General features: G+C 37.5%; 7 protein-coding genes and 1 tRNA gene. 3 read left to right on the top strand and 5 right to left on the bottom strand.

From position 1 onward, the window contains the following. Positions 1 to 68: 68 nt before the first annotated feature. Entirely contained in the window at positions 69 to 1,076 is a 1,008-nt protein-coding gene (ahr, locus tag EO244_RS11000; protein ID WP_129254724.1) for an NADPH-dependent aldehyde reductase Ahr, read from the bottom strand. Positions 1,077 to 1,357: 281 nt separating this feature from the next. On the opposite strand from ahr, the gene EO244_RS10995 reads away from it, so the two are divergent. Beyond that, positions 1,358 to 2,272 (top strand): hypothetical protein, encoded by a 915-nt coding sequence (locus tag EO244_RS10995; RefSeq protein WP_129254723.1) that lies wholly within the window; start codon positions 1,358 to 1,360, stop codon positions 2,270 to 2,272. Between the two features lie 114 nt (positions 2,273 to 2,386). On the opposite strand, the gene EO244_RS10990 is transcribed toward EO244_RS10995, so the two are convergent. Further along, positions 2,387 to 2,457: transfer RNA gene (locus tag EO244_RS10990), tRNA-Cys, on the bottom strand. A gap of 117 nt (positions 2,458 to 2,574) precedes the next feature. Then, positions 2,575 to 2,928 carry a dihydroneopterin aldolase gene (gene folB / locus EO244_RS10985; RefSeq protein ID WP_129254722.1) on the bottom strand — a complete coding sequence of 118 codons (354 nt, stop codon included), beginning with the start codon at positions 2,926 to 2,928 and terminating at the stop codon, positions 2,575 to 2,577. Between the two features lie 248 nt (positions 2,929 to 3,176). On the opposite strand from folB, the gene EO244_RS10980 reads away from it, so the two are divergent. Next, on the top strand, positions 3,177 to 4,889 hold the full coding sequence (locus tag EO244_RS10980) for a glutamine--tRNA ligase/YqeY domain fusion protein (protein ID WP_241687973.1): 1,713 nt from the start codon (positions 3,177 to 3,179) through the stop codon (positions 4,887 to 4,889). 172 nt (positions 4,890 to 5,061) lie between these two features. On the opposite strand, the gene EO244_RS10975 is transcribed toward EO244_RS10980, so the two are convergent. Further along, positions 5,062 to 7,617: an adenosylcobalamin-dependent ribonucleoside-diphosphate reductase gene (locus EO244_RS10975; protein WP_129254721.1), complete on the bottom strand. Its 2,556-nt coding sequence runs from the start codon at positions 7,615 to 7,617 to the stop codon at positions 5,062 to 5,064. 374 nt (positions 7,618 to 7,991) lie between these two features. Next, a complete protein-coding gene (locus EO244_RS10970) occupies positions 7,992 to 9,221 on the bottom strand; it encodes a 3-deoxy-D-manno-octulosonic acid transferase (RefSeq protein WP_129254720.1) in 1,230 nt (409 codons plus the stop codon). A gap of 238 nt (positions 9,222 to 9,459) precedes the next feature. On the opposite strand from EO244_RS10970, the gene EO244_RS10965 reads away from it, so the two are divergent. Next, positions 9,460 to 12,903: a hypothetical protein gene (locus tag EO244_RS10965; RefSeq protein ID WP_129254719.1), complete on the top strand. Its 3,444-nt coding sequence runs from the start codon at positions 9,460 to 9,462 to the stop codon at positions 12,901 to 12,903. Positions 12,904 to 13,098 lie beyond the last annotated feature (195 nt).

Here is a 13,098-nt window from a genome sequence, read left to right as displayed (position 1 = left end):
CCCCTTTGTAAAGAAAACTCCGTATATCATTAAAAAAACGAGCTTAGCCAAAGCTCGTTTTTTATAAATTAAACCTTCAAGACAATACGATATCGAGCCTTCCCTTCTTCCAAATGTCTCATGGCCTCGTTCACCTCAGACAAAGGAAATTCTTCCACCATAGGGTAAATATCGTGGCGAACACAAAACTCCAACATTTTAAGTGTGAGTGCCGGACTTCCCAATGGACTACCTGCAACCGATTTCTCACCCATAATCAGCGAAAAAGCCGGTATAGCCATAGGTTCTAAAACAGCACCTACCGTATGCAATCTCCCCTTAGGACTAAGAGCTGATAAATAGGCATTCCAATCTAAACTCACATTAGCGGTGTTCAAGATAAAATCCAAACTGCCCGCAATGCTTTCTAATTCATCAGGATTTCGGGAATCAATCACTTTGCTTGCCCCCATGGAGAGTATCTGCCTTTTTTTATCCGGATTTGAGCTAAAAGCAATCACCTCACAGCCCCACTTGTTCAGGAATTTTAAAGCCATATGCCCCAGTCCACCAATTCCGATTACACCCACTTTGTCAGTCGCTTTTACATCCGCTAAAAAAATCGGATTAAACACCGTAATTCCACCACAAAGCAGGGGACCGGCTTTCTTCATATCGATACCCTCAGGAAGTGGAATAGCCCAGGACCAATGCCCTCTGACATAATCAGCAAAACCACCATGTCGTCCAACAATAGTCCCTTCTACTGAATAGCACAGATGATGACTCCCATCCATACATTGTTTACAGTGCATACAGGATGCTGAATTCCAGCCCAAACCAACTAAATCACCCGTTTTAAGCGTTTTCACATTCTCGCCCACGGCTGCAACCTCGCCCACTATTTCGTGTCCGGGAACAAAGGGGTATTTCGTCATGCCCCATTCATTATTCAACATGCTCAAATCAGAATGACAAATACCACAATAATGCACCTTGATATCCACCTCATCCTTGCCGAGTTCTGCTAATTCGTACTCAAAAGGTTTTAACTGTCCTCCTGCCTCACTTGCAGCATACGCCTTTACTTTTTTCATAATAAACCGTTTTTAAAATGACTTTATTATTTCGACTCACATGCCTTCCAATAATTTAAGTCTTTAAAAACAAGGCCAATGAGTCTGAAAATCCGATTCATTCAATTTACCGAAAAAAGCACGAGGAATAAAAAATAATTGACAGGCTGAACTTTTTTCTAAACAAATAGGACTTGCCAGACCAATAATTACTCTAGTCTTGAGTGGATTATTAACTTAATTTTAAATTATTTAAAACTTGCAGATATTATCATAAAAGCTATATTTACAATAAAAAAACTATGACGAAAAGTATCTATTTTTTTATTATTGTAATTTTCTCTTTGTCTCTTATAGGCTGTGATAAAGAGAATGAAGATGTACAAACTCCAGAACCTAACAAAACTAAATTTGAACTTCTTTTGGAGGAATATAATTTACTAGACTCTGACGTAAATTTTGAAAACTACACCCTGGGAATAGATACAAATCTGATTTATTTTAATGGCAGAAAAAAAGATCAACTATTTATTGAATGTTTTAATCGAACTGATAAATCGAATGTTCTTTCATGGAATAAACAAGCTGCAATCGACACCATAGTTACGGTAGATAAGGGATATGGCGAAACAGCCACATACACGTTTGAAAATTTTAAACTAAGACAGGCCTATACCTACAAAAACAATCATGTTTTTATCCTACAAGGAGGATATGCTGAGAATTTATTATCAACATATTCTTTAGATCTATTTTTTGTTTCCAATCAAGACTACACTAAAATAAAAAAAATAAGAATGGGGGCCCTTATTCAAAACTTATTTTATATCATTCCTTGGTATGAAGGTCATATACTCTATCAAACGTCAGATGAGGAAGGTGAAACAGTATGTATATCTTATACTGTAAATGGTGAAGAAATATATAAAGCTGAGGACTCTATAAATATTAACGAAGAAAATATTATACCTATCAATTTGTATGAATATATAGGTTTTGTTAACAATTCTTTCTATCGTAATAATCTTACAACAAAGAATAGAATATGGATATCAGAAAATGTATTGCCAGATAATTCCAGAGTCGATGATGCTGAAATAACTCAAGAAGACCCAGATTATGTCATTTTCGATTTAAAATATACTTTATATAGTGGAGATAAAAAGTCCAAGAAATTTAAAGTCAATATCGAATCTGGAACATTTACAGAGATATAAATAAGGTTTTATAAACTGTTTCGTCTTAAAAAACATGAAACAGATTCAAATTAAAAAATCGTCAGGCATAAAAAACAAAACGCTTAACTTTTAGAAAGTTAAGCGTTTTAATTGAGGTCTCTGGCGGATTCGAACCGCCGTGGATGGTTTTGCAGACCACTGCCTAGCCACTCGGCCAAGAGACCCTTTCCTCCTTAAGAGCGATGCAAAGATAAGTAATAAAGAAAATACTTTACAAACTTTTTTACGCTTTTCTCTCATTTTTTTTAACCGACTTCTGCAGCTAAAAGAGAATCAAAAACTTATCGGCTTAGTGTTAAACTCACTTTTTCGATTTGCCCACCCATAGGGGGATTCATTTTAGAAACCTTAACCATAGCATGCTCCAATTCGGGAAATTTAGCGTAAAGCATATCCAATAAACGCTGGGCCACATGTTCCAAAAGATGAGATTTTATCTTAAACTCTTCCTGAATCATCTCGTAAGCGCGTTGATAATTGAGTGCATCAGTAATGGCATCCGAAGCCGCTGGTTTCTCAGCATTATACTCCATACGCACATACACAATAAACTTATTACCCACCACTTGCTCTTCAACAAAACAGCCGTGATAGCCGTAAAACTCCAATCCTTCTAATTCAATAATTCCCTTCATGATTCTTGTACTAATTCACGGCGAATATAAAACAAATTTCTAAATGCCGGATTCAAATTCAGTCTCACGTGCAAATTCGTGTGTGAGTAACTGTTTTATTTAGTGAAAATCTCTACTTTTGTCAGTTCGAACCTCTTATATCTGAAATTTTACAACCAAATGGTTTCTATCGGGTATAAAAGACAAAAGCAAGGCGAGATTCCGATGAATCTCAGGCAATACATGTATCATCTAAAATAGAATGAAGTATGGATAACAAGACTATGAATGAAGAGAACACTAACGAAACAAAATCTCTGAATTTTATCCAGCAGATCATTGAAGAAGATCTGAAAAATAAGGTCAATGATGGTAGAGTACACACCCGTTTCCCTCCGGAACCAAACGGTTACCTACACATTGGTCATGCAAAAGCAATCTGCCTAAACTTCAGCCTTGCCCAACAATACCAGGGAAAATGTAACCTACGTTTCGACGATACCAATCCTGTAAAGGAAGATACCGAGTACGTAGACTCAATAATGGAAGATATTAAATGGTTAGGTTTTAAATGGGACGGGGAGCCTTATTACACCTCTGATTATTTTGAGCAGCTTTACGATTGGGCTGTGAAACTGATTAAAGATGGAAAAGCATATGTTGATGACCAGTCTGCTGCACAAATTGCAGAGCAAAAAGGAACGCCAACAAGCCCGGGAACCGAGAGCCCTTTTCGCAACCGTAGCGTTGAAGAGAATTTGGATCTGTTTGCCCGCATGAGAGCCGGTGAGTTTAAAGATGGAGAAAAAGTGTTACGTGCCAAAATTGATATGGCATCGCCAAACATGCACATGCGTGATCCGTTGATGTACCGTATTCTGCATGCACATCACCACCGTACAGGTAACGCCTGGTGTATTTACCCAATGTACGACTATGCTCATGGCGAGTCGGATTATTTAGAGGGTATTACCCACTCAATCTGTACGCTTGAATTTGAAGTTCACCGTCCGCTTTACGAGTGGTTTGTAAACAATATTACAGATACTGAATACAAGCCTAAACAGCGTGAATTTGCTCGTTTGAACCTGAGTTATACTGTAATGAGTAAGCGTAAACTGCTTCAATTGGTAACAGAGAAACATGTATCGGGATGGGACGATCCACGAATGCCAACCATTTCAGGTTTGCGTCGCAGAGGTTATACGCCAAATTCAATTCGCAATTTTGCTGATATCATTGGTGTTGCCAAGCGTAATAACGTGATTGATGTTTCTGTTTTGGAACACTGTGTTCGCGAAGATTTAAATAAAACAGCCCCTCGTGTAATGGCTGTTCTCGATCCGGTAAAACTGGTTTTAACCAACTACCCTGAAGGACAAGAAGAATTCTTAAGCATCGAAAACAACCCTGAAGATCCGGAATCCGGATCACGTGATATTCCATTCTCAAGAGAACTCTATATCGAGCGTGACGACTTTATGGAAGATGCGCCTAAGAAATACTTTAGAATGACTCCGGGTCGCGAAGTTCGCCTTAAGGCAGGCTATATTGTGATGTGTGAAAAAGCGGTGAAGGATGCTGATGGCAACATTACTGAAATTCATGCAACATACGATCCCTTATCAAAATCGGGTAGCGGTACTGAAGAAAGTAAGCGCAAGGTGAAAGGAACACTGCACTGGGTTTCAGCCAAGCATGCACTTAAAGCTGATGTGCGAATCTACGATCGTTTATTCAACGACGAAGCACCTGACGGACATAAAGACAAGGATTTCCTTGAATTTATCAATCCGGATTCATTAAAAGTTCTTGAAAACTGTTTTGTTGAACCTGGGTTGAAAAATTCAAAAGCTGAAGATCATTTTCAGTTCACACGTCTGGGTTACTTCTCAACTGATAAGGATAGTTCTGCTGATAAGCTAATCTTTAACCGTACCGTTTCGCTTAAAGATTCATGGGCTAAAGCACAGAATAAATAGGGATTTACCCCTCATATTATATTTAAAATCCGATCGAACGATCGGATTTTTTTATTTACCCAACTCCCAAAAACAAGCTTGGGTACTCCTTCATAAAAAAGAAGGAAAAATTTAATGCAAAAAAAGGACGTTCGATATGAACGTCCTTACCTAATTTTATTGTTCTAATTGTTTATCCGCATTTAGAAGTTCCGCATGATTGGCAAATCAAGCAACCCTCCTGATAAATAATATGTTCTGAACCACAATCGGTACATGTCATCCCTTTAGCTTTTGTGCCATTAGGGATATATTTCTTAAGTGAACGCTCAACACCATTTTTCCATGTGTTGATATTTTCGCTATCCAATTGTAAACCTGAAACCAAATTCACAACCTGCTCAATTGGCATACCATGACGTAATACCCCTGAGATCAATTTTGCGTAGTTCCAGAATTCTTTGTTGAATTTGTACGACAGACCTTCAAAAGTTGTTTTAAAGCCACGTTTGTTGCTGTATTGGAAGTCATATCGGGTGTTGCCTTCCTCATCCTTACGTTTCAGAATAAAACCTTTGTTTACTGATTTAGGTAATAAGATACCTTCCTCATCATCCTGAATACCCGTAAAAATCTCATAAGGTTTTCCATTATAAAGACCGATAATCGCAATCCACTTTTCTTTATTATTCTGGAAACGAACCACTTCAGCCTCAAGCTCCGTTGGGCGTTTCTCAGGCATATCTTTGTCTCCTGCTCCCTCCTTTTTATCATTAGCAATCAAAACTCCTGATCGGGAACCATCACGGTAAACGGTACATCCTTTACATCCGCTCTTCCAGGCTTCTACATAAAGGTCGCCAACAAGCTCTTCAGAAACATCGCTTGGCAAATTAACAGTTACACTAATTGAGTGATCAACCCATTTCTGGATACGACCTTGCATACGTACTTTTTGCAACCAATCAACATCATTGGATGTGGCTTTATAATATGGCGACTGTTTTACCAACTCATCAACTTCTTCATCAGTAAAATGGCGTGCCGTTTCAATACCATTGGCTTCCATCCAGGTCACAAATTTATGGTGGAATACCACAAACTCTTCCCAACAATCACCCACCTCATCGGTAAAGTCAACACGAACGTCTTTATCGTTAGGATTCACTTTTCTACGACGCTTGTACACAGGTAAAAAGACAGGCTCGATACCTGATGTTGTTTGTGTCATCAAACTGGTTGTACCCGTTGGAGCAATCGTCAAACAAGCAATATTACGACGACCATATTTCACCATATCTTCATACATTTCAGGATCAGCCTCCTTCAAACGTAAAATAAATGGATTTTTGCTTTCTCTTTTAGCATCGAAAATGGTAAATGCACCACGATCTTTAGCCAAATATACAGATGCACGGTATGCTTCAACAGCAATCACCTTGTGAACTTCTTCTGAGAAATCAGTAGCAGCTTCGGTACCGTATTGCAAGCCCATAGCCGCAACCATATCGCCTTCAGCTGTAATACCAACACCCGTACGTCTACCTTCGTTAGCTTTGGTTTTAATATTATTCCAAAGATTACGCTCAACACGTTTCACTTCAGCGTCCTCAGGATCATTTTCAATTTTTTCTATAATCGCATCAATCTTCTCAAGTTCAAGATCAATAATATCATCCATGATACGTTGAGCCATTCCAACATGCTTCTTAAAAAGATCGAAGTTGAATTTTGCCTCAGGAGTAAAAGGATTCTCTACATAGCTATAAAGATTGATCGCCAACAAACGACACGAATCATAAGGACACAATGGAATCTCACCACATGGATTAGTCGAAACAGTGCGGTAACCTAAATCTGCATAACAATCAGGCACAGATTCTCTCTCAATCGTATCCCAGAATAAAATACCGGGTTCTGCTGATTTCCATGCATTGTGAACGATTTTCTTCCACAACTTACCTGCATCAATATCTTTTGTATATTTTGGGTTCTCAGCGTTAATTGGGTATTGCTGAGTATAATTCTTTCCTTCAAGAACAGCCTGCATAAACCCATCGTGAATTTTCACAGACACATTGGCTCCGGTTACTTTTCCCTGCTCCATCTTTGCATCGATAAACTCTTCCGAGTCAGGATGCTTAACAGATACACTAAGCATTAAAGCTCCACGACGACCATCCTGAGCAACTTCACGAGTCGAATTTGAGTAACGCTCCATAAATGGCACAATACCTGTCGATGTTAAAGCCGAATTCTTAACAGGAGACCCCTTTGGACGGATATGCGATAAATCATGACCAACACCCCCACGGCGTTTCATCAATTGTACTTGCTCCTGATCGATTTTCATGATACCACCATAAGAATCAGAATCACCGCTATTTCCAATCACAAAACAGTTTGACAAAGAAGCAATCTGGAATTTATTTCCAATACCTGACATGGGGCTCCCTTGAGGAACGATATATTTAAAGTCTTTAAGAACAGCAAAGATTTCGTCTTCAGAAAGTGGATTAATATACTTTTTCTCAACACGTGAAATTTCACTGGCGATACGACGATGCATATCATCTGGTGTCTTTTCGTAGATATTACCAAATGAATCTTTCAAAGCATACTTATTCACCCAAACACGTGCAGCTAATTCATCACCTCTAAAATATTCAAGTGAGGCTTGAAAAGCTTCTTCGGAATCAAAAGTTTGTTGCTTAACCATCGTCTCTTGTTTCTTGTCTTTAACTGTCATGATAACTATTAATTGTAAATTTACCGTTTAATTACTTTACATAAAACAGACGATGTGCCGTCTTTTTCTATTTTATGTTTCCTGATATGCAATTTAGTTATCGTTTTTTAAACCAACAATACTAAAATAAAAAAAACGATTAAAGTTATCCACAACAAACTGTTAATTTGTTAAAAACCAATTATATACAGATTGAGGAAATTGATAAAGTTTTCCAAAAAAGAAATATCTAGATATTAACATACAATCCAAACATGCTGAAAATAGAGCGTTTGAGGCTCTTTACAGATGAAAAACCTATTGAAAATAAAATATAATGTAGTATGGATTAGCTAAAGAACTGAAAGTGTGAATGCCGATGCATTTTGCTTAAACTAAAACTTTATTGTGTAAAGAATTTTGTCTGTCGCACCTCTCATTTCATCAACGTAATTTTTGGACGATGCACCGGATTTTTTTCGAGCATCCACATCATCATGATAAAAATCGAACAGGCTATTTAACTCTTCATAGTTTTCATATGAGTGAGCGCCACCCAGTGCAATTAGATCTTTAGCTTCTTTAAATTTGTGGTAATTTGGGCCAAATATAACGGGCATACCATAACAGGCCGCTTCGAGCGTATTGTGGATGCCTCGGCCAAATCCGCCACCGATATAAGAAATATCGCCATAGCGATACAATGACGATAAAACGCCTATACAATCCACAACCAAAACTTCAGCCGCATCAATCTCTGCTTTGGTCGCATTCGTAAATCGCACGTATGGCTTCTCAATAGCACTTACAATGTTTGAGATGTGATTCTCATCAACCTCGTGAGCGGCAATAATATATTTGTAATCGGTCTTTGAGGCATTGATATACTTAATGATATGCTCTTCATCCTTAGGCCAGGTACTTCCGGCAATCATTACGGGGCGACCCTGCGCGAAATCTTCAAGTTGAGGCAAAACTGTGGCCTGCTTTGCAATGGAATAAACACGATCGAAACGCGTATCACCTGCTAAGCTTACATTCTCGAATCCAATCCCTTTTAACAAATCGATAGATTCCTGATTCTGAACAAAGAAATGCGTAAATGCATTCAATATTTTTCTGTAGAGCCCTCCATAAGGTTTAAAGAATATCTGCTTGGGACGGAATATGGTTGAAAAAATATAGGTTGGCACCTCATTTTTTCTCAGCTCATTCAAATAGTGGTACCAAAATTCATACTTGATAAAGAAAACCATCTTCGGATTGATCAATCGAATAAAAGCTTTTGCATTTCGCTTGGTATCTACAGGTAAATAAAACACAAAATCGACGTCCCCATAATTCTTTCGAATCTCATAACCTGAAGGCGAAAAGAAAGTCAATACAATTTTATAATCCGGGTGTTTTTTTTTGAACGCTTCGATAACAGGACGCCCTTGCTCGAACTCACCCAAGGATGCCGAATGAAACCAAACCAGGTTCGACTCACCTTTTACTGCTGCTTCAATCTTCGCGAGAATAGATTTACGCCCATCAAGCCATTGCTTTGCCTTAGGGTTGAACAGAGATGCAAAACGCACCAATAGAGTATAAAAAAAGATGGACAGATTATAAAACAGAATCATGTGTCGAGCAATTTAGAATCAGAAAAGTCGTTTTAGAAGTAAAACGAAATCTTATTAAATAGACAAATAAAGATAAATGTGATTTAATATGAAGAAAAAACATATCTCACCCTACAAAACTAAACATTTTTAATATCCCTCTGTCTTCTCTAAAAAAATTATCCCCAAATTCGTATATTAAACAAAACTCAAAACCTAAATATTACAATTACGCCTTTAATCCCCTAACAGCACACCATTGAAACGAACTCTGATCTTTTGCTTTTTAATCATTCTGTGCACAGTCAACTATGCACAGGACTCAAGCAATATCAGAAACAAGGAAATTGATCTCACCAAAGACAGCATTCAACTGGACTCACTTTTAATTCTACCAGCAACAATCAGACTAAGGGTGAATGAGGAATTGCTTGACAGCTCCTATTATAAGCTGAATCTTGCTAAAGGCATTTTTATTCCCACGACCAAATTGAAAGCAAAAGGAAACCAGGCCCAAATTACGTACAGAGTGTTTAATTACAAGGTGAATCAGGTTTTATACAAACATCATTTAAATGAAATTAATAAACCAGATGTGCTGCAAACCAGACGGTACACCTTATCGCAAAATCATTTAAATACAACCGATGAATTCAGTTCTCAACTCAACAAACAAGGAAGTTATACCCGTGGCTTATCATTGGGAAACAATCAGGATGTGGTTAGCAATTCGAATCTGAACCTGCAATTATCAGGAAAACTCAGTGAGAATGTCAACATACTGGCGGCTATTACTGATGATAATATCCCCATCCAGCCCGATGGAAACACTCAGCAAATTCAGGACTTCGACCGCATCTTCATTAAACTGTTCAACGACGAACACGAACTTACACTGGGAGATTATCAAATTGAAAATTCAAAAACATCACATTTTCTCAGATTTAAAAAAAAGGTCCAAGGCGGACAATACCAGGGAATGGTTTCGAATGGAAAGAAAAGGAAAGTTCACACACAAGTCAGTGCCTCAATAACCAAAGGAAAATTCAACCGAATGGAAATTCAAGGCCTTGAGGGCAACCAGGGACCTTACCGATTATCTGGCGCCAATAATGAAACCTATATTATTGTTTTGGCCGGATCGGAGAAAATTTACAAGGATGGCAAACTACTGTCACGTGGCGAAAATGAGGATTACACCATCAATTACAATACTGCCGAACTGAGCTTTAACACCAGTCAACCCATAAACAGAAACGCGCGAATTATTGCTGAATTTGAATATTCCGAAGAAAATTATTCGCGATATTTAATCTACAACAGCACCGAAATTAGAGGTAAAAAAGCCTGTTTTCAATTCAACTTCTACAACGAACAGGATAATAAAAACAATACCCTTAGTCAGAACCTGAGCGACGAACAAAAACTTCTGTTAAGCCAGGTTGGAGACAATTTACAAAATGCCATTACACAGCAAATTCAGATTGTTGAATTTACCAATGATTTGGTTTTATATAAAAAAGAGACTCAGCAAGTTGAAGGGATAGACTACGAAACCTACGTTTATTCAACTCAACCGGAGGAGGCTATTTACAAGATACGCTTCTCATATGTGGGAGATAAAAAGGGAAACTACAGACAGATTGAGTCTTCTGCCAATGGGCGAGTTTATGAATGGGTTGCTCCAATCAACTCCGAACCTCAGGGTGACTTTTCGCTAAATTCTCAGATGATTGCTCCGGAAAAACATCAACTCATTAGCTTTGGTGGTCAATTCAGGCATTCTGATCGCGCCAACAGTCAGTTCGAATTGGCTTTTAGCAATAAAGATATCAATACCTATTCCTCTACTGACGATCAAAACAACAAAGCTTTAGCCTTCAATTTCGAAACCCATCAAAAATTCTTTCAAAGAGATAGTAATCAATTCCTGAATTCATCTCTCATCTACAATTATTTAGGTCAGAATTTCGAGGAAGTTGAGAAATTTAAATCACCTGAATTTAACAGGGACTGGAATATCCGGAAAGAATCAGAAAAAGGAGAAGAACATTTTGTCGAAATTAAAAATGCATACCAAAATAAATCGAGTCTTCTGAGCTACGACATAAGCCTTCTTAAACAGGCGTCGCAATACAAAGGGCTGCGTCATAATGCCGTGGCTGGCTATAAGAAAAAACATTTTGAATTCAACTGGGATGCCAACCTAATGACAAGCCAGGAAGACCAAATTCAAACCGAATTTTTCCGAAATAATATCCATACAACTTATAGACTAAACGTCTTTAAAATTGGTATGGAACAGCATAGTGAGCATAATCAGTGGAAGAGCAAAAACGATCACCAATTACTCTCGAACAGTTTTGCAAACAAAACTTACAAAGCCTATATAAAAAGCACTGAAACCAGCCTAAATCAATTTGAAACCTATTACCAATATCGCAAAGATTTGTTGCCTTGGGAAAATAAACTCAGTTCGCAAAGTGAATCTGAAGATATTGGTTTCAGCCTTTGGCTGAAAAAAAACAAAAAGAATCAATTAAAGCTGGGCAGTAATTATCGCAAACTTCGTATTTTAAATCAAGATATTAGTCAGGAAAAACCCGAAGAGAATTTCTTAGGCAAACTGGAACATCGCTCAAGAATTTTGAAAGGACTCATCCAAACATCCACTTATTATGAACTAGGATCTGGTTTGGAAGCTGATCGCATCTATTCCTACCTTGAAGTTAACGCCGGACAGGGTGTCTACAAATGGACTGATTACAATAAAAATGAAATAAAAGAAATCAACGAATTTGAAATTGCAAGCTTTAAAGATGAAGCCAATTACATTCGAATTTCCAACATCACAACCCAATACAGAAAAGTGTATACCAGTGAATACCGACAAAGTTTAAATATTCAACTTAAACGCTTAAAAGGTCAATCCTGGTTCCTTCGATTTGCTTCAGCATTTAACAATCGCTTTTCTTATCGGATTGCAAAAAAGAGTACGGATAAAGATTTTAACCTTTACGGAAATCCGTTTTCTTCGTCAGAAAACAAGAATAGTATTATCAACCAAACTTCTTCGCTTCAAAATACGCTTTCGTTTCATCCTAACAAATCGAATACCAGCTACGATTACATCTATTTAAATAATGCCGGCAAGCTTCTTCTGAATAATGGTTTTGAGAAGAATAAACTCTCGCAAAACAGCTTGCGCCTGGTCTGGAGAAAACAAAATTGGCAAATCAGTAACAGAGCCGATATAGGTCATAAAACGCGAAGCAGCGAGGTATTTTCAAGTAAAGATTTCAAATTAGACATTTTAAAAAATGAGTTAAAACTCAAATATCAGCTGGGACGAAACTTTCAATTAGGATTTGAGTATCTTTTCAAAAACAAAGAGAATAAGCTCAATATCGAAAAACTCAAATCTCACGATTTTGGTCTAGATGCCCAACTTTCACCTGGAAATAAAAAAAACTTAAATGCTTCGGTGCATTATCTAAGTCTAAAATACAATAGTGATAATAACAGTTCAATTGCATACGAGATGCTCGAAGGTTTTCTGCCCGGAAATAACATGACTTGGAGCTTAAATTACCAACAACAACTATCTAAAACTTTTCAGATGAATATCAACTACCGGGGAAGACAATCCGAAGGAAATTCAGCTATTCATGTGGGAAGTATGGAATTGAGAGCCTATTTCTAAAAAAAAATATTGCTTTAAAACAAGGATGATAAAATCACTATTCAAATCTCCGCAACGAATAATTACCGACTCTCAACTCTGTGATTATTTGACAAATGAGGCTCCATTTTAAAACACAAATTCATCAACAAACTGCATAAACATGACACGATCGATACACAGAAGATCTTGATATTCTCAAAAAAAAGTAAGGAT

Origin of the sequence: Ancylomarina salipaludis (assembly GCF_004122035.1) — a bacterium.
GTDB classification, from domain to species: Bacteria; Bacteroidota; Bacteroidia; order Bacteroidales; family Marinifilaceae; genus Ancylomarina; species Ancylomarina salipaludis.
This window is presented reverse-complemented; position numbering and strand designations above follow the sequence as displayed.